This is a genomic window from Microbacterium sp. GXF0217 (genome assembly GCF_054798195.1).
This window is the reverse complement of sequence record NZ_JBSJZG010000003.1, coordinates 197,746-219,498: the sequence shown is the minus strand read 5'-3', so window position 1 is coordinate 219,498 and position 21,753 is coordinate 197,746. Positions and strand designations below refer to the sequence as shown.

Annotated in this window: 15 protein-coding genes, 3 tRNA genes and 1 pseudogene; 2 read left to right on the top strand and 17 right to left on the bottom strand. The window is 67.7% G+C overall.

Features of this window, described 5'->3' with window-relative positions; all coding sequences use genetic code 11:
- Position 1: 1 nt before the first annotated feature.
- The 4 genes from ACWAT3_RS07265 to ACWAT3_RS07250 are packed head-to-tail and all read right to left on the bottom strand — an operon-like array spanning position 2 to position 3,243.
- Complete coding sequence (locus ACWAT3_RS07265) at positions 2 to 763, bottom strand: SDR family oxidoreductase (RefSeq protein ID WP_460797099.1); 762 nt, start codon at positions 761 to 763, stop codon at positions 2 to 4.
- Positions 760 to 1,758 carry a 5-oxoprolinase subunit C family protein gene (locus tag ACWAT3_RS07260; protein ID WP_460797097.1) on the bottom strand — a complete coding sequence of 333 codons (999 nt, stop codon included), beginning with the start codon at positions 1,756 to 1,758 and terminating at the stop codon, positions 760 to 762. The genes ACWAT3_RS07265 and ACWAT3_RS07260 overlap by 4 nt, the downstream gene beginning before the upstream one ends.
- Positions 1,755 to 2,465 carry a 5-oxoprolinase subunit B family protein gene (locus tag ACWAT3_RS07255; RefSeq protein ID WP_460797095.1) on the bottom strand — a complete coding sequence of 237 codons (711 nt, stop codon included), beginning with the start codon at positions 2,463 to 2,465 and terminating at the stop codon, positions 1,755 to 1,757. Before ACWAT3_RS07255 ends, ACWAT3_RS07260 begins: the two co-directional genes overlap by 4 nt.
- 7 nt (positions 2,466 to 2,472) lie before the next feature.
- Positions 2,473 to 3,243, bottom strand: a complete 771-nt coding sequence (locus ACWAT3_RS07250) for a LamB/YcsF family protein (protein WP_460797094.1) — start codon at positions 3,241 to 3,243, stop codon at positions 2,473 to 2,475.
- Between the two features lie 191 nt (positions 3,244 to 3,434).
- Here ACWAT3_RS07250 and ACWAT3_RS07245 point away from each other — a divergent pair, with 191 nt between their 5' ends.
- The gene (locus ACWAT3_RS07245) at positions 3,435 to 4,445 is read left to right on the top strand and encodes a LacI family DNA-binding transcriptional regulator (protein ID WP_460797092.1); all 1,011 of its coding nucleotides are present in this window, start codon (positions 3,435 to 3,437) and stop codon (positions 4,443 to 4,445) included.
- Positions 4,446 to 4,508: 63 nt separating this feature from the next.
- On the opposite strand, the gene ACWAT3_RS07240 is transcribed toward ACWAT3_RS07245, so the two are convergent.
- The 11 genes and pseudogenes from ACWAT3_RS07240 to ACWAT3_RS07190 form a co-directional block, all read right to left on the bottom strand.
- On the bottom strand, positions 4,509 to 5,867 hold the full coding sequence (locus tag ACWAT3_RS07240; protein ID WP_460797091.1) for an MFS transporter: 1,359 nt from the start codon (positions 5,865 to 5,867) through the stop codon (positions 4,509 to 4,511).
- A gap of 310 nt (positions 5,868 to 6,177) precedes the next feature.
- Positions 6,178 to 6,954, bottom strand: a pseudogene (locus tag ACWAT3_RS07235) (LacI family DNA-binding transcriptional regulator).
- A gap of 293 nt (positions 6,955 to 7,247) precedes the next feature.
- A tRNA-Met gene (locus ACWAT3_RS07230) sits at positions 7,248 to 7,321 on the bottom strand.
- Positions 7,322 to 7,355: 34 nt separating this feature from the next.
- Positions 7,356 to 7,427: transfer RNA gene (locus ACWAT3_RS07225), tRNA-Thr, on the bottom strand.
- Between the two features lie 51 nt (positions 7,428 to 7,478).
- On the bottom strand, positions 7,479 to 8,798 hold the full coding sequence (locus ACWAT3_RS07220) for a M23 family metallopeptidase (RefSeq protein ID WP_460797089.1): 1,320 nt from the start codon (positions 8,796 to 8,798) through the stop codon (positions 7,479 to 7,481).
- 120 nt (positions 8,799 to 8,918) lie between these two features.
- The gene (locus ACWAT3_RS07215) at positions 8,919 to 9,716 is read right to left on the bottom strand and encodes an inositol monophosphatase family protein (RefSeq protein WP_460797088.1); all 798 of its coding nucleotides are present in this window, start codon (positions 9,714 to 9,716) and stop codon (positions 8,919 to 8,921) included.
- Positions 9,713 to 10,831 (bottom strand): hypothetical protein, encoded by a 1,119-nt coding sequence (locus ACWAT3_RS07210; protein ID WP_460797086.1) that lies wholly within the window; start codon positions 10,829 to 10,831, stop codon positions 9,713 to 9,715. The genes ACWAT3_RS07215 and ACWAT3_RS07210 overlap by 4 nt, the downstream gene beginning before the upstream one ends.
- A gap of 92 nt (positions 10,832 to 10,923) precedes the next feature.
- Positions 10,924 to 11,718, bottom strand: coding sequence for an enoyl-CoA hydratase/isomerase family protein (locus ACWAT3_RS07205; RefSeq protein WP_460797084.1), 795 nt, complete (start codon positions 11,716 to 11,718; stop codon positions 10,924 to 10,926).
- 55 nt (positions 11,719 to 11,773) lie between these two features.
- On the bottom strand, positions 11,774 to 12,265 hold the full coding sequence (locus ACWAT3_RS07200) for an FBP domain-containing protein (protein ID WP_460797083.1): 492 nt from the start codon (positions 12,263 to 12,265) through the stop codon (positions 11,774 to 11,776).
- Positions 12,266 to 12,367: 102 nt separating this feature from the next.
- Positions 12,368 to 12,449, bottom strand: a tRNA-Tyr gene (locus ACWAT3_RS07195).
- An 86-nt stretch (positions 12,450 to 12,535) separates the two neighbouring features.
- Complete coding sequence (locus ACWAT3_RS07190; protein WP_460797081.1) at positions 12,536 to 13,459, bottom strand: carbohydrate kinase family protein; 924 nt, start codon at positions 13,457 to 13,459, stop codon at positions 12,536 to 12,538.
- 68 nt (positions 13,460 to 13,527) lie between these two features.
- Between ACWAT3_RS07190 and ACWAT3_RS07185 the strand changes: the two genes are divergently transcribed.
- Positions 13,528 to 14,169, top strand: coding sequence for a hypothetical protein (locus ACWAT3_RS07185; RefSeq protein WP_460797080.1), 642 nt, complete (start codon positions 13,528 to 13,530; stop codon positions 14,167 to 14,169).
- A gap of 97 nt (positions 14,170 to 14,266) precedes the next feature.
- Here the strand turns inward: ACWAT3_RS07185 and rpoC are convergent, their stop codons facing one another.
- Together rpoC and rpoB are read right to left on the bottom strand one after the other, a co-directional pair.
- On the bottom strand, positions 14,267 to 18,142 hold the full coding sequence (gene rpoC / locus ACWAT3_RS07180; protein WP_460797078.1) for a DNA-directed RNA polymerase subunit beta': 3,876 nt from the start codon (positions 18,140 to 18,142) through the stop codon (positions 14,267 to 14,269).
- Between the two features lie 50 nt (positions 18,143 to 18,192).
- Entirely contained in the window at positions 18,193 to 21,690 is a 3,498-nt protein-coding gene (gene rpoB, locus ACWAT3_RS07175; RefSeq protein ID WP_460797076.1) for a DNA-directed RNA polymerase subunit beta, read from the bottom strand.
- Between the last annotated feature and the right edge of the window lie 63 nt (positions 21,691 to 21,753).

Below are 21,753 nucleotides of genomic sequence, written 5' to 3'. Positions count from 1 at the left end.
CTTAATCGGCGTCCTGCTGGCGGCGGTCGAAGGTGAGGCCGCCAGGGACCTGGAATGTGGGCATGAGCTCGATGAGCCCGATGTTGACGTGCACGGGGGCGCTCACTGCATAGTCGATGGCGGCGATGACGTCGTCGACGGTCAGGGACTCGTAGCCCTCGTAGAAGGTTGCCCAGGCCTGGGCATCCGTCTCGGGTGTGCCGCCCAGATTGCGCGAGAAGATCTCGGTCTCGATGCGCCCGGGGCTCAGCTCCGTCACGCGGACGCGCTTGCCCAGCGCATCGTTGCGGAGCTGGCGCGAGAGCTGGTGCACGGCGGCCTTGGTCGCGTGGTAGCCGGTGTGGCCGAAGAAGTTGTAGTGCCCGGCGATCGAGGAGATGTTGAGCACGTGCCCGCGGTCGCGCTCGACCATCCCCGGGTACAGCAGCCGGAGGAGGTGCATGACGGCGCCGAGGTTGACCTCGATCATGTCGTCGATGTCGTCGGCCGACGAGTCCAGGATGTTGCCCGCGCGGCTGACGCCGGCGCTGTTGAGGACGATGTCGGCCTCGACGCCGTCCAGCGCGCGCGTGAGCGCGGCGGTGTCGCGGACGTCGAGCGCGTGGGTGATGACCCCCTTCTCGGCGAGGGCCGCCAGGCGGTTCTCATCGCGCGCGATGGCGTGAACGGTGAGTCCCTTCGCGAGGAAGAGGTCGACGGCGCCGCGGCCGACGCCACTGGTCGCGCCGGTCACGACGGCGACTCGATAGTCGGAGAAGGTCATGAAAGGGTCCTTTCGAAGGAGGGATCTGAGGGCGCCTCGAGCGCCGCGAAGACGCTTTCGGTGCGAGAACGGAGGGCATCGAGCGACGCGCGGTCGGCCCGCACTCGGGCGGCGGCGTCCGCTGCCGATATGCGACGGAAGCGGAGTTGCTGCCCCGGCCGGATCTGGGCGAGCACATCGAGTGAATACGAGGTGACGACCGCCAGCACGGGGTAACCCGCCGTCACGCCGCGTCCGCGATGCAGCACGAGCAGTTCGTCTCCCGGCGGAGCCTCGACCGCACCGACCGGCACCCCGCGCGACAGCACCTCGCCGCGCGACCGACGCTCAGGAAGCGGCCCGGTCATGCGCAGCCCGATGTGGTTGCTCGCGGGGCCGACGAGGTAGGGCTGCTCGAAGATCCGCTCGGCTGTCTCGCCGAAGTCCGCGATGTCGGGGCCGTCGGTGACGTCGACGATGAATCCGGTCCTCGCCGGGGGCACGGCGAGCCGGTAGAGCTCCGAGCCGAAGTGGTCGTTGATGACCGGCGCTGTCTCGTCGCGCACCGGGATCGTGTCCCCCGCGGCGAGTCGTCCGCCGAAGCCGAGCACCGAATCCGGCGCGCAGCTGCCCAGCAGCTGCGGCACGTCGAAGGAGCCCCGCACCGCGACGTAGGCGCGCAGACCTCCGTGGATGCCGCCGACCGCGACGAGCTCGCCCGCCTGCACGGACACCGGCTGATCGCTGTCGCGCTGGATGCCGCCGACGGTCACGAATGCATCTGCACCTGCCACCGCGATGAGGACGTCGACGTCCACGACGAACTCGAAGTCGAGAGCAGTGAGCTCCAGCAGGGGCGCCGCTTCGGCGTTGCCGACGAGGATGTTCGCGATGCGCGCCGACCGCTGGTCGAGCGCACCGTTCACCGGAACGCCGAAGCTCGGCCCGCGTCGGCGTCCGAGGTCGGTGATCTGCGTCGAGCCCGCTGCGACGACGGTCAGCTGTCCCGCGTTCACAGCGCGGCCATCCGGGTTCCGAGCAGCGCGTCGTACTCGTCCCTGTCGATCGAGCGGAAGCGGATGAGGTCGCCGGGCTCGTAGGGCACGAACGGCTCGGCATCCAGATCCAGCACGGTCAGCGGGGTGCGTCCGATCAGTGCCCAACCCCCGGGGGCTGCGGCGGGAGTGATCGTGGCCTGGCGTCCGGCGACGGACACGACGCCCTGGGGCACGTGCGCGCGCGGGCTGGCCAGACGCGGCACCGGTTCGGGGAACGGCGGGCCGTCGAGCATGGGCGAACCGCCGGGAGCGCCGAGACACCGCACCACGTAGGTCGACTCGCTGTGCAGCCGGATGATGTCGGAGACCGCGACGCCCTGCGCGCGCGCGACGTCGGCGAGATCAAGTTCGCCGTCCTCGTCGTAGAGGACGGGGACCTCGAAGGTGCGCGGATCGGCACTGAGCGGCTGTTCGCAGTCGATCCCCGCGACCACGTTGAGGAGGAATTCGCGAAGGCGATCGATCGACACGTCGATCGGATCGAGCTCGATCAGTGCGGCGTCGTACGTGGGGATGACGCATTCCACTCCTGGCACCCCTGCGGATTCCAGGTACCGCGCGAGATGGTGGACGAGTCGCCAGCCCGCTTCGCGGTCAGCCATCGTGCTGGCGACCCGCAGGGCGGCGGTACCGCTTGCGGAGATGACGACGGAGGGCTCGGTCACGATGCCCTCACTCCAGCCAGTCCGCGAGCGGGGCGATCGTCACGTCCGCGGCCTCGAGGCCTGCCCGGATCCGGTTCGCGAGTGCGACGGCTCCGTCGGTGTCGCCGTGCACGAGCACCGTGTCGCAGGCGACGGGGATGAGGACGCCGTTGCGGCTCTCGATCACGCCGTCGACGACCATGCACACCGTCCGCTGTTCGATCTCTGCCGGGTCGTGGATGACCGCTCCCGATTCGCTGCGGCGCACGAGTGTGCCGTCGTCCTCGTATGCCCTGTCCGCGATGCCGACGATGCCGACGCGCAGCCCTGCGGCACGTGCCGCCTCCGCGAGCTTGCCGTCCTTGGCCAGCACGATCAGCTCGGGGTCGAGTCGACGGGCGGCCGTCGCGACGGCATCCGCGTAGTCCTCGCGCACCGCGACGAGATTGCCGAGGCGGCCGTGCGGCGCGATGTGCGTCACGGAAGCTCCGTGGAAGGCGGCGATCGCCTGCAGGGCGCCGAACTGGTACAGCACGTCCGTGCGGACCTCTTCGGCCGTCAGGCCCATGTCGCGTCGCCCGAAGCCCTGAAGGTCGGGGAACGACGGGTGCGCACCGATGCCGACGCCGCGCTGAACACACGCCTGGACGGTCTGATCCATGATCTGCGCGTCGCCGGCGTGGAATCCGCAGGCGATGTTGGCGGAGGTGAGGACGTCGAGCAGAGCGGCGTCGTCGCCCATCCGCCAGGGTCCGAATCCCTCGCCGAGATCCGCGACGAGATCGATCATCCGGCTCATGGCCACCTCCGCTCCGAGTGCTTGCGCTGTCCTGATCAGGTTAGAACTGTGGCATCGGATCGTGCAGGACTATGCCAGATCTATGCCAGATAGGCCGTGCTTGAGTCGCTATTGAGCGCATATACTTCGATTCGATGGCACAAACCGTGCCATCAAATCGTCGCCAAGGCGACTCGGGAGGAGACGTTCTCATGGTCGTTCCGGCACGCAGAGTCCAGCGCCGCGTCACGCTGACCGAGATCGCCGAAGCGTGCGGCGTCGCACCATCCACCGTCTCGCGTGCGCTTTCGAATCCGAACCGGGTCAGCCCTGGCATGTACCAGCGGATCACGAGCAAGGCGCAGGAACTGGGCTACACCTCAGCGCTCCTCCCCAGCCGCGACGATCGACTGGCCCGCGGGACCATTGCGCTCGTCCTGCCGAACCTCACGAATCCTTTCAACCTCGACGTGACGCGCGGCGCTCAGGCGCAGATCCGCGCGGCGAGCTACCTGCACCTGATCGTGAGCACCGAGGAATCGCTGCCGATGGAGGAGCAGTGGCTGCGCGAGATGGCTCGGACCGTCGACGGCATCGTCGTGTCGTCCCCCCGCGTCGACGACGAGACGCTGCGATCGGTCGCTCAGATCGCTCCGACCGTCCTCATCAACCGCGAGGCACCCGGCCTGTCCGGTGTCGTCATCGACACCCCTGGCGGGCTTGCGCAGTCGCTTCAGTACCTGCAGTCGCTCGGACACTCGCGCATCGCCTATGTCAGGGGTCCGCACGGATCGTGGACGGATCAAGCGCGCTTCGACGCGATCGCCGAGGCCGCAGCCGCGCTGGAGGTCGATCTCGTGACGGTCGGCAGGTATCAGCCGACGCTGCCGAACGGTGCGGCCGCCGCCGATGCCGTGGTGCTGACGCGAGCGACGGCCTGCATCTTCTTCAACGACGTGCTCGCGATCGGCGCCCTCGATCGCTTCCGGCAGCTCGGGGTGTCGATCCCCGACGACCTCAGCGTCGTCGGCTGCGACGACATCTTCGGTTCGTCGTTCTCCCACCCGCCGCTCACGACCGTGACCTCACCGGGCGAGAGTGCGGGACGAGCGGCCGTCGACATGCTCATCGGGCGGTTCGCGACGCGGGACCGCTCGGACCGGATCGATCACATCTCCGCGCATCTCACCGTGCGCGCGTCGACGGGTCCCTCCCCGCGCTGATCCGGCGGACGCGCACAGGGCCCCGGACCGACTGAACGGTCCGGGGCCCTGGTCTCGGGGTTCTCAGCGGGCGACCGGCAGCACGATCGCAGCGGTGACGGTGTCCTTCTCGAGCGTCGTCTGCTGCACGTCGTCGAGCTCGTCGAGCGTGTACCGACGGGTCTCCTTGGCGGTCAGCGCGGAGACGGTGGCGATCAGCATGAGTCCGATCGCGAGCGCCGCAGGCCCGATCCAGTTCGTGAGGTCCGCTCCGGCCAGCGCGGTCGAGGCCACCGGTCCGATCGCTCCCGCGATCGCGAACCCGATCTGGGTGCCGGTCGCGAGGCCCGAGACGCGCACGCGGTTCGGGAACATCTCGGCGAAGAACGCCGGCCACGCGGCGTTGGCCGTCGAGTAGAAGAAGCCGTTGCACAGGATGCCGAGGACGAAGATCAGCGGCCAGTTGCCCTCGGTGATCGCCCACAGGTACGGCACGGTCGTGACGCCGGCGCCAACGGCCCCGATGATGAACACCGTCTTGCGCCCGATCCGATCCGCCAGGATGCCGGCGAGCGGCGTGTACAGGATCGCCAGGAAGCTCGCGCAGACAGGGACCCAGAGCATCGTCGCCTTGTCCAGTCCGAACCCGACCGTCGCGAAGGAGATCGAGAAGGAGGCGAACAGGTAGCTGACCCCGGCGATCATCGCGCAGGCCGCGATGCGGGTGATCGCGACCCAGTGGAATCGCGTGGCCTGCTTGAGCGGCGACAGGCTCACCTTGATGGCCTGGGTCTCGAGGAAGGCGGGCGGCTCCTCGAGTGTGCGTCGGATGATGTACGCGACGACGACCACGACGGCGGAGAGCCAGAACGGGATGCGCCATGCCCAGCCGAGCAGAGCCTCCTGAGGGAGAGCCGCGAAGGGGATGAACACGGCGGTGGCGAGCAGGCCACCGGATGCCGATCCGCTCGTCACGAAGCTCGTCGCGAACGACCGGCGGTTGTCCGGGGCGTGCTCCAGCGTCATGGTGATAGCGCTCGCCTGCTCGCCCGAGACCGAGAGCCCCTGGATGATGCGGATAATGATCAGCAGGATCGGTGCGAGGATGCCGACCTCGTCGTACGTCGGCAGGCAGCCGATCAGGAAGGTGCAGGCGCCGATTCCGAAGAGCGTGATCATCATCACGAACTTCCGTCCGAAGCGATCGCCGAGCGGCCCGAGGATGAAGGCGCCCAGCGGTCGTACGACGAATCCGATCGCGAACGTGGCCATGCTGAGCAGGACCTTGATCCCCTCTGGCAGGTCCTCGGGGAAGAACAGCACGTTGAAGACCAGCGCAGCGGCGGTGCCGTACACGGCGAAGTCGTAGTATTCCAGCGTCGTGCCGACCCAGGAGGCGATCGCTGCTTTCGCCGGGGTCTTCTTGTGAGGTGCGGTCGTCATCATTCGCCTCCATTGGCGGGTTCTCGGGGGCCGCCAGGTTGCCGGGTGGGTAGTCACGGCCTGGCCTGCAGGTGCCCTGATCTGAACGGTGCTCGATGGCGGGGTGCTTCCCGCCTGCTGGAACTGTATGAACGGGCGTGACGGCGCGGCAAGCAACGTGCCGGTTCTGTGCCAGGAATCGCGAACGCATCCCCGGAAAATCAACCACCTCGACGACGGCACACCCCTGATCGTGCCGTCGGTTTTGCCAACTTTGCCGTGGCGGATCAGCGTAGGCCTCCTCGCCTTCGCCGGCCGGAGACGCCGCTGATCAGCTCGAGGGCCCCCGGACCAGCGTGGGTTCCACGAAACGCTCGCCGCCGGCGGGCACAGGTTCGATGATGTTTCCGGCGGCGACAGCGCCCACCCGCATGAGATCGAGATCGATCGTGGTGAGACGCCTCAGCTTCTGATCGACGATGGTCTCTTCCCAGTTGTCGACGCCGACCACCGCGACGTCGTCCGGCACGCGCATGCCACGAGTCGCCAGCGCGTCCAGAACGCCGAACCCCATGTGGTCGTTGCCGCAGAACACCGCGTCGAACGAGGTCCCGGCGGTCACCAGCTGGTCAACGGCCTGGTCGCCCCATTCCTGGCGCCATTACCCGTAGAGCGTGGCGACCGGTTGCAGCCCCACCTCCTCGAGTGCACGCCGCAGGCCTCGCTCGCGACGCCGAACAGCGAGGTCGTCATGATCGGCTGTCACGTAGGCGACGCGGGTTCGGCCCCCCTCGATGAGGTGGCGTGCGGCGAGATAGCCCGCCTGTTCGTTGTCGGGCAGGAAGACCGAATCGTCCGGGTTGTCGGAGGCTGCGAACGCGTACGTCACCGGGACTCCGAACTGATCGGTGATCGACGGCGTCACACGGCCGTACCCGGCACCGACCACGAGCAGCCCGTCGATACGGCGGTCGGCGACCTCGCGTACGCGAGCCTTCGTCGCCGCCGAGACCAACGGGCTCCCGTTGAGCTCCTTCGACGCGGTGGCCTTCGAGACTCCTGCCACGGCGGCCACGTCACTCAGCCGCACAGTTCGTTGTGTGACCATCAGGCGACCCTACTGACCGGCACGCGCGAACAGCGCATTCGAGGCCGCGCCGAAGGGAAGCTCAGTCGTGCGGACCGGCATCCCCGTCTCGAGAGATCTGTTGCCTGCTACGCCGACAGCCATTGCGCGCACGCCGTCCAGCCCCTTCGAGATTGCGACGCTTCGGTTCTCGCCGGCACCGAGCACCTCGTCGGGAACCGAAGGGTGACCCGAAGTTTGAACCCGTCGCGCCGCGACGATCTGTCACGCCCGGAAACGACAAAACCCCCGGCATCACCGGGGGTTTTCGTCTGTAGCAGGAGCGGGGCTTGAACCCGCGACCTCACGATTATGAGTCGTGCGCTCTCACCAACTGAGCTACCCTGCCGCACGTGCATTCTCATCGAAGTGAGAATGCTGCGAGCCCCGAGTCAGGATTGAACTGACGACCCCTTCCTTACCATGGAAGTGCTCTGCCACTGAGCTATCGGGGCGTTGTCACCTTGTTCAGGCAACCACACGAGAATACCAGATCCCCGCGCTACTCACGAAACCGGGGTGACCCCGTCGTAGCGCCCAGCGTTCTCCCGCATCCACGGCAACGGGTCGATCGTGGAGCCGTTGACGATGATCTCGAAGTGCAGGTGCGCGCCGTACGAGTGACCGGTGTTGCCGACCAGCCCGATGATGTCGCCGACCTTGATCTTCTCGCCGGCCTTCACGCGCAGCGAGCCGTACTGCATGTGCGAGTAATGGCTTGTCACGACCTTGCCGTCGATCACGTGATCGACATAGGCGGTCACGCCGTACCCGCCACCGGACTCCGTGGCGATGCGGACGGTGCCGTCAGCGATCGCCTGGATCGGGGCGCCGTCACCCGGCACGAGGTCGATACCGGCGTGCAGACGGCCCCAGCGCGGCCCGTAGCCCGAGCTCATCGCCACGCCGACCTTGAACGGCCACTGGATCGCCGCCTCCGGGTCGTTCGTGTACAGCGCGTCGGAGTACTGGATGCCCTCTTCAGCGGCGACATCGATCAGCGAGACGGTCGAGTAGTCCTCGCTGCGCTCGAGGTTCGGGTCCGCGACATCCGAGGATGCGACGAAGGCCTGGATCTCTTCATCGGAGGCATCCGCGCCCGGCACATCGGTTCCGGTCGCCACGAGCGACATCGCTGACGTCACCTGCGCGCCCTGGGCGGCGGCGACGGCCTCAGCGGGAAGCGTCATGGACACGGCGAGCAGACCGGCGATCCCCATGACTCCGAGGGTCGCACCGGCGGCGACGAGCTTGCGCGCGCGCGAGCGGCGCACGCGTCGGGGCGCGACATGCTCAGTCGTCTCGGCAGGTGCGGCTTCGGATGCTGCGGACGGAGCGGCGCCGGCAGGTGCTGCAGTCGCCTGCGATCGGAAGGTCTGGGATGCCGCGGTGAAGAGGTCTCCGTCCGCGGCCGGCGCCAGGGGAATGCGCGGGGCGTCGGCGGTCGCCTGGGCGGCGACCTCGACCTCCTCCACAGCAGCTGGCACGTCGATCGGACCGGTCTGAGAGGTCACGATCACGACGGATGCCGCGAGGATCGCCTCGACGGGAACCTCGGGCCTGGGGATGGCGGGTGCCTCGGGACGCTGAGCCGCACCGTTCGTCGCGGGCATCGGCGAGAGATCGACCGCGGGCGATGCGATCGGCTGCGTCATTCGCTGGCGCGCTGCGCGTCGCGAAAGCGGTGCGGCGGCACCGGACTCGGCCGACGTCTCGCGGATCTCACCGGTGGTCACTTCGTCCACCGGGGTCGCGGAGGCCGCGATGCGGTGGCGGCTCGAGCGGCGCGTGGGCGCACTCTCAGCCTCGGATGTGTCGAAGGGCAAAACGGGATTCTTTCGGTCAAGCTCGGGGGCGCTTACTCACCTGCGTCTTCGGGTGACGAAGGTAACGAATGGATAAACACTACAGGGCGGACGCTGAGAATGCCATGAGCGCCCGCCGCATCAGGCGACGATCGAACTCAGGCGATCGTAGGCCCCGACCCCCGCGGCGATCAGCATCGGGCGCGGCGACGACGAGTCGACTCGACGGACGCGACCGCCTGCCTCCTCGACGAGCAGCGCTCCGGCCGCGTGGTCCCACGCTTTGAGCCCGCGCTCGAAGTAGCCGTCGAGCCGACCGGCCGCCACGTAGGCGAGATCGATCGCGGCCGAGCCTCCGCGACGCAGATCGCGTGCGATGGGCATGACCGATCGCACGGTCTGCAGGTCTCCGTCGTGCGTATCAGGGTCGTAGCCGAACCCGGTGGCGAGCAGCGCTCCGGCCGGGATCTCCGTCGTGACGTGCAACGCGCGCCCGTCGTGCCAGGCGCCCCCACCACGCCAGGCCGAGAACAGTTCACCGAGCGCCGGCGCGTAGACCGCCGCGGCCAGTGCCTCCCACTCGTCGGGCAGTGCTGGCCCGCGAACCGCGGCGATGCTCACGCTGTACCACGGGATGCCGTAAGCGTAGTTCACCGTGCCGTCGATGGGGTCGACGACCCACGTCACGCCCGTGGCACCGGCATCCGGAGCCGACTCCTCACCGAGGAACCCGTCGCCCGGCCGTTCGGCGGCGAGCCGCGCGCGGATGAGGTCCTCAACCTCGCGATCGGCCTCGGTGACGATGTCCGCCAGAGTCGACTTCGTCGCCGCGAGCGAGACGCCCGCGGACCGGCGCAGCTTCGCCAGGTCGCCGGCCTCGCGTGCGATATCGACCGCGAGCTCGTGCAGCTGCGCGGCGTCGACCTCTCCCCCGCTCACTGCTGCGGAGCCGCGGGCGGGACGACCGGCGGCGCGGGAGGCGCCGGTGGCGGGGGCGCGAATGCGGTGGTCTGCTCGGGTGCGGCGGGCTGTGCCGGGGCCGCAGGAGGCGTCTGCTCCTGCGCCGGAGGCGTCGCCTGGACCGAATCGGCTGCGGCCGGCTGCGCACCGGGAGCGAAAGGCTCCACGGTCTGCCATCCCGGCGCCGTCGTGGCCGCAGCATCCGGAACCGACCACGCCTGAGCCTGCTCCTGGGCGGGCCAGACCGGCGCCTGCTGCACGCCGGGGTAGGCCGGCGCGACCGGGGCGGCGCCGTATCCGTCGGCGGTCGGGTATGCGGTCGGGAGTGCCGCCTGCTGCACGGTGGGCTGGCCGGTGTAGTACGCGTTCCAGTCCGGCGACCCGTCGGCGAGAACCGGCAGCGGCGTCGCGCCGTCGGCGTACATCGGCCACTGCTGCACGGCGGCCGGAGCCTGCGCCTTCTCCTTCTTCGGAGCGAACAGGGCGTTCAGCAGCGGGATCAGCGTCGTGCCGACGGCCGCCAGGATCGCGAGCGCGACCACGATCCGCCAGTAGAGATCGTTGTAGGTGAACGTGTGCGGGAACGTGAGGTAGAACACCAGCATGGCCACGAGACCCACGAGGAAGACCAGCGTGAGGTAGTAGATGACGCGGGTGAAGACGGTCACGTAGCGATCGGCCGCAGGCCGGAACAGACGCACGTGCAGTAGCGCGAGCTGCAGGATGCCCACCACGAGCAGCAGCTGGAAGAACCGCTCTGCACCGCCGCCGAAGTAGCCGGTGTCGTCCGGAAGCCAGATCTTCACCGCACCGACCAGAAGCGCGATGATCCAGGTGATCATGCTGGTCAGCGCCAGCCAATCCGGGCGGTTCGGGGCGAGCCCCGCCTCGAGGATCGCGATCCCGGCGAATCCGGCGAGCAGCAGGATCGTGAGGAACGCGCGGCCGATCAGACCGTCCTGGTCGCCGATGAGAACCCAGACGACGCACACCAGAGCAGCGGCGATCAGGGCTCCGATGGCGATCCAGATCGCCCCTCTGATCAGCAGCGATGCGTTCGGCTTCGCGACTGCGACTTCCTCCGGTTGCGACATGGCGATCCTCTCGTCGGCCTGCGTGCTCTCATCCTGCCATGCCGCCCCGACGCGCGGGAGAAGCCGCTCGGCACCGTGGGGGAACCGGCCCCTCAGGCGCGCTGAGCGGATGCCGCGGCGAAACCGGCGACGCGCGCCCTGGCGTCCGCCGTGTCGAACGAGGCGCCGATCGAGCGCGCCTCCTCGCTCAGCTGCTCGGCGAACGTCCGGGACGGCTGCGAACGGATCAGTCGCTTGGCCTGCCCGTAGGCGCCAGCGGCCCCGGCGAGCCAGAACCGGGCGATCTCCTCGGCGCGAGCCCTGACGCGCTCGGCCTCGTCCGCGGCATCCGCTCCGTCCACGATCTCGGCGACCAGCCCCCAGTCGAGCGCCTCCTGCGCCGACAGCAGCCGGTCCTGCAGGACCAGCTGCAGCGCCCGCCGCTCTCCGATCGCTCTCGCGAGCTGCGCGGAGACGGACAGATCGGGCGTGAGGCCGATGTTCGCGTACAGGCTGCCGAGCTTCGAGCGGCTGCCGACCACGGCGTAGTCGCCGCTGAGCAGGATGCCGAGGCCGCCGCCGGCCGTCGTTCCGTGCGCTGCCGTCACGACGGGCACGTCGGATTCGACGAGCGCGCGGATGCCGGAGTTGATGACCTCGGCGAGCGCTGAGATCTCGGCACCGGACCCCATCGTGGACGCCATGTCGAGTACATCCCCGCCCGCGCAGAACGCGGGCCCGGCGGCATCGATCAGGATCGCGCGCACATCGTCGCGGGTCGTCGCCTCGATCGTCGCGTCGCGCCACGCGTGAGCGAGGTCCGCGTTGAAGGCGTTGAGTCGGCTCGGACGGTTCAGCGTCAGCCGAGCCATCCCCTCGGACACGGACAGCAGAATGGCGTCGCTCACGGCGTCTCCTTCGATGCGCAGGACAGGTCCGTCCAGCGTAACCGCGGTGACGAGCTCAGGACTCCTCGAGCACGCGGGTGACGAAGCCCTCCATACGTCGACGCGTGCCGTCCAACCGCATGTCGACCTGGCCGGACGCCCTGATCTCGTTCGGAGCGAGCGGATGCGCGAGCCGCACGTTCTCGTGACAGGAGAGGTCGGCGCAGATATAGGTCCCGATGCTGTCGCCGCGGCTCCCTGCCGCTCCGGCGCGACGTGCGGAGAACAGGGCTACCTGATTGCCCGGCTGGAGCGTGTGGCAGATGTTGCACAGACCGTTGCGCGCTCGCCCTGGGTCCGTCGCCCGCAGCACGATGCCGACGACGCCGCCGTCGAGCTGCGCGAGGACGTAGCCGCGCCTGGCGACGGATGGATCGCGCCAGGCGAAGAAGTCGAGGTAGTCCCAGTCGGTGAGCACGAAGTCGTGCGGCATCTCCATGACGCGCAGCTCATCCGCCTCGGCGTTGACGAAACTGGCGCGGACGTCTGCTTCGGTGAGCGCTCGCATCGCTCCAGTCTATGAAGTGCGCCGCGGCACGGGGGCCGCGGGCGGCGGCGCACTGGCGAACGACGAAGGGCCCCGCTGTGCGGGGCCCTTCGAGGAAGTACGTGGCGAGTGAGGGATTCGAACCCCCGAATGCTGAGCAGTCTGATTTACAGTCAGATCCCTTTGGCCGCTTGGGTAACTCGCCAATGCGCACCCGTCCGGCTTCTCCAGCCAACCGGGGGCACGAAAATCCATCATACCCGTGGGAGGCGAGCGGGAGAAATCGAGCCCTCAGGTGCTCAGACCCGCTCCATCGCGCTTGGACAGCGACTCCGGCGTGCGCAGCAGTCCCCCCTCCGCGCGGCACGTCGCCGCGGCGACCGCCATCGCCCGGTCGAGCAGTCGCTGCCAGCCGTGATCGTCGACCGGCGCTCCATCGACGAGCCCCGCGGCCACGGCCGCGAGCGTCGCATCGCCCGCGCCGACCGTGTCGACGACCGGCCATGGGAGCGTGGCGATGGGAGCCTGAAACGTCCCGGCATCCGACTCGAGAACGGCGCCATCCGCCCCCGCCGTCGCGAGCACGGCGCCGGCACCGAGTCCGCGCAGGCGGGCGCGCAGCGCATCGAGATCGCCGTCGTACAGCAGCCCCGCATCGTCCGCGCCGACCTTGATGATCTCGGCGTCCTCCGCCAGCGACTCGAACCCGGTGACGAACGCGTCCCGATCGCTGAGCATCCCTGACCGCGGGTTCGGATCGATCGCGACCCGTGCGCTCTCGAGCACCGGACGGAGAGCCGCGACTTCCCCGGGGACGTCGAACGGGAAGCAGCTGATCACCACGAGGGATGCCTGCGAAATCGCCTCGCGTGCTGCCGCGTCGTAGCGGATGGTGCGCTGCTGCGCCGCCCTGTTGAAGACGTAACTCGGCTCACCGGTCGCCGAGCGCGTGACGATCGCGCGCGAAGATCCGTTCGGCGCAGGGGTCGCGATCAGCCGCACGTCATGGTCGTGCAGGTACTCGCGAATGTGCGCACCGGCCACGTCGTCGCCCACCATGGCGATCAGCGAGGTGGACACACCCAGCCGCCGCAGTCCGACGGCGACGTTGAGCGCTGCTCCTCCGACCAGCTCGCGGATGCCGGTATCGTCACGGATCTCATCGATCAGGGCATCGCCGATCACGACGACGCCTCCCGAAATCTCTGCACTCACGTGACGAACCTACCCTCTCCACGCCGCGCCGACGCGGCAACGTCTGCGCTGCGCGGTACCGTGACGGCATGAACGCGCGCACCGCCCCGATCGCCGCGGCCGTCCTGCTGACGGTCGCACTGGTCGGATGTTCCCCCACCGCAGAATCGGACGGCTCAGGCCCCGAGGCGAGCGATTCGGCATCCCCGTCGACGAACCCGTCCGAGTCGACGACTCCGGGCCCGGTGCGGACACCGCCGACGATCACGATGCCGACCGATTGCCGCGCCATCCTCTCGGAGTCTCTGCTGGATCTGCTCGCGGATGTGCCCCTCAACGACAAGGCGTTCGCGCCGACCGGCGTCCAGGACGACGGCTCCCTGATCTGCGTGTGGGGCGACCCGAAGGCCGACACGACGGGCCTCACGACGACGATCTCGGTCGTGCCGCGCGAGGAGGCGATGGCTGACCTCAACGAACTCGCCGACGACGACGGCTTCTCCTGCTACCAGCCGGATGCCGGAGTCCGGTGCGAGAAGACCTGGGAGAACGAGGACTACCCGGTCACCGACGGTCGAACGCTCTATTGGCGCGATGACGTGCTGATCGACACCCAGTACTCGAACCTGGCCCCTCCCGGCTACACGTCCGACATCGTCCTGCACCTGTTCGGCGCGTCCACCCCGTCCCCGACGCCGACTCCTACTTCGACGCCGACACCGGCCGCCTGAGGAGCGGATGCCGCGACATCCTCAGCCCGCACGGGAACGACGAAGGCCCCGATCCCTTGCGGGATCGGGGCCTTGTCAGTGATTCAGCTCGGCTCGGTCAGTTGTAGGTACCGGGCGTCACATCGTCGGTCGAGAACGCGTCGAAATCGACGTAGCCGAAGTCGCCGTCGGCGTACGCACCGTCGGATGCGAAGATCCGGTTCGGGTAGCGCTCGCTCTTGGCCTCCTCGGTGGCCTCCACCGTGATGTTGCGGTACTTGGACAGACCGGTACCGGCGGGGATGAGCTTACCGATGATGACGTTCTCCTTGAGACCGACCAGCGGGTCGCGCTTGCCTTCCATGGCGGCCTGCGTCAGAACGCGGGTCGTCTCCTGGAAGGATGCGGCCGACAGCCAGGACTCCGTGGCGAGCGACGCCTTGGTGATACCCATCAGCTCCGGACGACCGGACGCGGGACGCTTGCTCTCGCCGACGGCCTCGCGGTTGATCTGCTGGTAGCGCTTGAGGTCCACCATCTCGCCGGGGAGCAGCGTCGTGTCGCCGTGGTCGACCACGGTGACCTTGCGCAGCATCTGACGGACGATGACCTCGATGTGCTTGTCGTGGATCGGCACACCCTGCGAGCGGTAGACGCCCTGGACGCCGCCGACGAGGTACTTCTGGACCTCACGGGCACCCATGACGCGCATGACCTCCTTGGGGTCGAGCGTGCCGACCTGCAGGGGCTGACCGACGGTGACGTGCTGGCCGTCCTCGACGAGAAGCGTCGCACGCTTCAGCACCGGGTAGATCACTGCCTCGTCGCCGTTGTCGGGCGTGAGGATGACCTTCTTGGCCTTGTCGGTCTCGTCGATCGTGATGCGACCGTCGGCCTCGGCGATCGGGGACGCACCCTTGGGGGTACGCGCCTCGAACAGCTCCTGCACACGGGGCAGACCCTGGGTGATGTCATCCGCCGATGCCGAACCACCGGTGTGGAACGTACGCATCGTCAGCTGGGTACCGGGCTCACCGATCGACTGGGCCGCGATGATGCCGACGGCCTCGCCGATGTCGACGGTCTTGCCGGTCGCGAGCGAACGGCCGTAGCACTGCGCGCAGACGCCGACAGCCGAGTCGCAGGTCAGGACCGAGCGGACCTTGATGGTCTCGACACCGAGCGCGACGAGCTTGTCGATCAGAACGTCTCCGACGTCCTCACCGGCGGTCGCGACGACCTCGCCCTTCGCGTCGACGACGTCGGAGGCCAGCGTACGGGCGAACACGGAGTTCTCCACGTTCGCGTCGCGCACCAGCTCGCCGGCCGCGTTCGGAGCGGCGATCGGGAGCTCGAGGCCCTTCGACGTGCCGCAGTCCTCTTCGCGGATGATGACGTCCTGCGAGACATCCACCAGACGACGGGTCAGGTAACCCGAGTCAGCGGTACGCAGAGCAGTGTCGGCCAGACCCTTACGGGTACCGTGCGTCGCGATGAAGTACTCAGCAACCGACAGCCCCTCGCGGTACGAGGAGATGATCGGGCGAGGGATGATCTCACCCTTCGGGTTGTTCACCAGGCCGCGCATACCCGCGATGTTGCGGATCTGCAGCCAGTTGCCGCGAGCACCCGACGACACCATGCGGTTGATGGTGTTGTCCTCGGGGAAGTTCGCCCGCATGGCGGCCTGAACCTCGTCGGTCGCCTCGGTCCAGATCTTGATGAGCTCCTGACGACGCTCGCCGTCGGTCGTGAGGCCCTTCTCGAACTGGGACTGGACCTTCGCGGCCTGCTTCTCGTAGCCCGCGACGATCTCGGCCTTGTTCGGCGGCGTGAGGATGTCGCTCAGCGCGACGGTGACACCCGAGCGCGTGGCCCAGTAGAAACCGGCGTTCTTGATGCGGTCCAGCGTGGCAGCCGTCTCGACCTTGGGGTACTCCTCGGCCAGCTTGTTGACGATCTGCGACAGCTTGCCCTTGTCAGCCTGCTCGCGCACGAACGGGTAGCCCTTGGGGAGCGTGTCGTTGAAGATCGCCTGACCCAGCGATGCGTCCACGAGGCCGTGGCGCTCGTAGCCCTCGGGGGCTTCGCCCTCGAGGAAGGTCAGACCCGGGATGCGGATGCGGACCTTCGCCTGCAGGTCGAGGGATCCCTCGTCCTTCGCGAGCAGGGCCTCGGCGACCGAGCCGAAGGCACGACCCTCACCGGCTGCGCCGTCCTTGACCGTGGTCAGGTGGTGCAGACCGATGATCATGTCCTGCGAGGGCAGGGTGACCGGACGGCCGTCGGACGGCTTCAGGATGTTGTTCGACGCGAGCATCAGCACGCGGGCCTCGGCCTGAGCCTCGACCGACAGCGGCAGGTGCACAGCCATCTGGTCACCGTCGAAGTCGGCGTTGAACGCCGCGCAGACGAGCGGGTGCAGCTGGATGGCCTTGCCCTCGACGAGCTGCGGCTCGAACGCCTGGATGCCGAGACGGTGCAGCGTGGGCGCACGGTTCAGCAGCACGGGACGCTCGCGGATGATCTCCTCGAGCACGTCCCAGACCTCGGGACGCGTGCGCTCGACGGCGCGCTTGGCCGCCTTGATGTTCTGCGAGTGACCGAGGTCGATCAGGCGCTTGATCACGAACGGCTTGAACAGCTCGAGAGCCATCTGCTTGGGCAGACCGCACTGGTGCAGGTTCAGCTGCGGGCCGACGACGATGACCGAACGGCCCGAGTAGTCGACGCGCTTTCCGAGCAGGTTCTGGCGGAAGCGCCCCTGCTTTCCCTTGAGCATGTCGCTCAGGGACTTCAGGGCGCGGTTGCCGGTGCCCGTGACGGGGCGACCGCGGCGGCCGTTGTCGAACAGCGCGTCGACGGCCTCCTGCAGCATGCGCTTCTCGTTGTTGACGATGATCTCGGGGGCGCCGAGGTCGATCAGACGACGCAGACGGTTGTTGCGGTTGATCACGCGGCGGTACAGGTCGTTCAGGTCGCTGGTCGCGAAGCGGCCACCGTCCAGCTGCACCATCGGACGCAGCTCCGGCGGGATGACCGGAACGACATCCAGCACCATCGCGGCCGGGCTCATGCCGGTCTCGAGGAAGGAGCTGACGACCTTGAGGCGCTTGATCGCGCGGATCTTGCGCTGGCCCTTGCCCTCGGAGATCTGCAGACGCAGGTTCTCGGCCTCGGCGGCCAGGTCGAACGCTGCCAGACGGCGCTGGATCGACTCGGCACCCATGTGGGCCTCGAAGTACTGACCGAACCGGTCCTGCAGCTCGTGGAAGACGTCGTCCTCGGGGCGGAGCGCTCCGACCTCGAGGGTGCGGAAGTCCTCCCACACGCGCTCGAGCTTGGCGATCTGCTCGTCGGTGCCCTTGCGGACGAGACCCATCTCCTTCTCGGCGGCGTCCTTGACCTTCTTCTTGGCGTCCGCCTTGGCGCCCTCAGCCTCCAGGGCTGCGAGCTCCTCCTCCAGCTTGGCCAGACGAGCCGCAATCTTGGAGTCGCGACGGTCGGCGAGTGTCTTCAGCTCGAGACGGATGTTGTTCTCCTGCGTGGCCAGGTCGCGGTGACGAGCATCCTCGTCGACCGAGATGACCATGTAGGCCGCGAAGTAGATGACCTTCTCGAGGTCCTTGGGCGCCATGTCCAGCAGGTATCCGAGGCGCGACGGGACGCCCTTGAAGTACCAGATGTGCGTGACGGGCGCCGCCAGCTCGATGTGGCCCATGCGCTCACGACGGACGGAGCTCTTGGTGACCTCCACGCCGCAGCGCTCGCAGACGATGCCCTTGAAGCGGACGCGCTTGTACTTGCCGCAGGCGCACTCCCAGTCGCGGCTCGGTCCGAAGATCTGCTCGCCGAAGAGGCCGTCCTTCTCGGGCTTGAGCGTGCGGTAATTGATGGTTTCGGGCTTCTTGACCTCACCGTACGACCATCCGCGGATGTCATCTGCGGTGGCGAGGCCGATGCGAAGCTCATCGAAGGTTGTTGCGTCGAGCACTAGTTCTCCTGTGTCGAAATTCTTTAAGAAATCAGGTGATCCGACGAGATTCAGATCTCGTCGATCGAAGCGGACTCGAAGCGGCTGGAGATGTTGATCCCCAGCTCCTCAGCTGCACGGAAGGCCTCGTCGTCGGTGTCGCGGAGGTTGACCGCCGTGCCGTCTGCCGAGAGGACCTCGACGTTCAGGCAGAGCGACTGCATCTCCTTCATGAGGACCTTGAACGACTCCGGGATGCCGGGCTCCTGGATGTTCTCGCCCTTGACGATGGCCTCGTACACCTTGACGCGGCCGAGGATGTCGTCGGACTTGATCGTGAGGAGCTCCTGCAGCGCGTACGCGGCGCCATAGGCCTCGAGGGCCCACACCTCCATCTCACCGAAGCGCTGTCCACCGAACTGCGCCTTACCACCGAGCGGCTGCTGGGTGATCATCGAGTACGGACCCGTCGAACGCGCGTGGATCTTGTCGTCGACCAGGTGGTGCAGCTTCAGGATGTACATGTAGCCGACCGAGATCGGAGCCGGGAACGGCTCGCCGGAGCGGCCGTCGAACAGCTGCGTCTTTCCGGAGCGGTCGATCAGGCGCACGCCGTCGCGCGTCGGCAGCGTCGAGTCGAGAAGACCGGCGATCTCCTGCTCCTCGGCACCGTCGAACACCGGGGTGGCGACCTTCGTACCGGGGGCTGCCTCGAAGGCATCCTTCGGCAGGTGCACTGCCCACTCCGGGTTGCCCTCGACCTTCCAGCCCTGCTTGGCGATCCACCCGAGGTGGGTCTCCAGCACCTGACCGAAGTTCATGCGGCCCGGGATGCCGAGCGGGTTCAGGACGATGTCGACCGGAGTTCCGTCCGCGAGGAACGGCATGTCCTCGATCGGGAGGATCTTCGCGATGACACCCTTGTTGCCGTGGCGGCCGGCGAGCTTGTCGCCCTCGGTGATCTTGCGCTTCTGGGCGATGTAGACCACGACGCGACGGTTGACGCCGCTGCCGAGCTCGTCGTCGCCGTCCTCGGCGTTGAACTCCTTGACCGCGATGATCGTGCCCTGCTCACCGTGGGGCACCTTCAGCGACGTGTCGCGGACCTCACGGCTCTTCTCGTTGAAGATCGCGCGGAGCAGGCGCTCCTCGGCGCTGAGCTCGGTCTCGCCCTTCGGCGTGACCTTGCCGACCAGGATGTCGCCGGGGCGGACCTCGGCTCCGATGCGGATGATGCCGCGCTCGTCCAGGTCCTTCAGCAGCTCAGGGCTGACGTTGGGGAGGTCACGGGTGATCTCCTCCTTGCCGAGCTTCGTGTCGCGGGCGTCGACCTCGTACTCCTCGATGTGGATCGACGAGAGGGTGTCGTCCTTCACCAGGTCCTGGCTCAGGATGATGGCGTCCTCGAAGTTGTAGCCCTCCCACGTCATGAACGCGACGAGAAGGTTCTTTCCGAGGGCGAGTTCGCCGTTCTCGGTCGCGGGGCCATCTGCGATGACCTCGCCCTTCTCCACGCGCTCGCCGGCGGAGACGACGACCTTCTGGTTGTAGGACGTGCCCTGGTTCGAGCGATCGAACTTGCGCAGGTAGTACTCCTGCGTCCCGCCCTCGTCGAGCATGACGACCACGCGGTCTGCGGAGACCTCGGTGACGACACCGGCCTTGTCGGCGGTGAGCACGTCACCGGCGTCGATGGCGGCGAAGCCCTCCATACCGGTTCCAACGAGCGGCGAGTCGCTGCGCAGCAGCGGCACGGCCTGACGCTGCATGTTGGCGCCCATGAGCGCGCGCTGCGCGTCGTCGTGCTCGAGGAACGGCACGAGCGAGGTCGCGACCGACACCATCTGGCGCGGCGAGACGTCCATGAAGCCGATCTCCTCGGGGTGGAACAGGTCCACCTCGCCGTCGCGGCCACGGCGGGCGAGAACGCGCTCGTCGGCGAAGTGGCCATCCTTCTTCAGGACGGCGTTCGCCTGGGCGACGACGTGCTCGGCCTCTTCGGATGCCGTGAGGTACACGATCTCCTCGGTCACGCGACCGGCGACGACCTTGCGGTACGGGGTCTCGATGAAGCCGAACGAGTTGATGCGGGCGAACGTCGCGAGCGAGCCGATCAGACCGATGTTCGGGCCTTCAGGCGTCTCGATGGGGCACATGCGGCCGTAGTGCGACGGGTGGACGTCGCGGACCTCGACACCGGCGCGGTCACGCGAGAGACCACCGGGGCCGAGCGCCGACAGGCGGCGCTTGTGGGTCAGACCCGCGAGCGGGTTGTTCTGGTCCATGAACTGCGACAGCTGCGACGTTCCGAAGAACTCCTTGATCGCGGCGACGACGGGGCGCACGTTGATCAGGGTCTGCGGCGTGATCGCCTCGATGTCCTGCGTGGTCATGCGCTCGCGGACGACGCGCTCCATGCGGGACAGACCAGTGCGGACCTGGTTCTGGATCAGCTCGCCGACCGCGCGGATGCGACGGTTGCCGAAGTTGTCGATGTCGTCGGTGGCCAGACGGATCTCGGCCTGCTTGCCGGCGCGGGTTCCCTCGAAGGTCTCGTCGCCGCGGTGCAGGCGGACGAGGTACTTGATCGTGGCGACGATGTCGTCGACGGTCAGGACCGACTCGTTCAGCGCAGCCTCGAGGCCGAGCTTCTGGTTGATCTTGTAACGACCGACCTTCGCGAGGTCGTAGCGCTTGGCGTTGAAGTAGAAGTTGTCCAGCAGCGCGCGGGCGGCCTCGGCGGCGACCTGCTCGCCCGGACGCAGCTTGCGGTAGATGTCGCGCAGCGCGTCTTCCTTGGTGAGGATGGTGTCCTTCGCCAGGGTCTCCTCGATGGAGGGGAAGCCGGCGAACTCGGCGAGGATGTCCTCGCTCGACAGGCCGAGGGCCTTGAGGAACACGGTGACGGACTGCTTGCGCTTGCGGTCGATGCGCACGCCGACCTGGTCGCGCTTGTCGATCTCGAACTCGAGCCATGCGCCACGGCTGGGGATCACGCGAGCGGAGACGATGTCCTTGTCACTGGTCTTGTCTGGCGTCTTGTCGAAGTAGACACCGGGCGAGCGGACCAGCTGGGAGACGACGACACGCTCGGTGCCGTTGATGATGAACGTTCCCTTGTCGGTCTGGAGCGGGAAGTCGCCCATGAAGACCGTCTGGGTCTTGATCTCACCGGTCTGGTGGTTCATGAACTCGGCCTCGACGTACAGCGGGGCGGCGTAGGTCTTGCCGCGCTCCTTGCACTCGTCGATCGAGTACTTCTCAGGCTCCAGATACGGGTTCGTGAAGCTCAGCTGCATCGTTTCGCTGAGGTCTTCGATCGGAGAGATCTCCTCGAAGATCTCCTCGAGCCCTGAGACCTCGTTGACGTCCTTGCGGCCGGCCTCGCGGGCCTCGGCGACACGGGCCTTCCAGGCCTCATTGCCGACGAGCCAGTCGAAGGACTCGGTCTGCAGCGCGAGAAGGTCGGGGACCGTCAGCGTGTCGGAGATCTTCGCGAACGAAAGACGGGATGCTCCGCGTCCGTTCTTGGTGGTGGTGGATGTGGATGCGTTGCGAGCAGCAGCCAAGGGAATAACCTCCGTGAGCCCCGCAGGGCTTCTCGATTCCTTTGTCGTCAGGTGGAGTGCGTT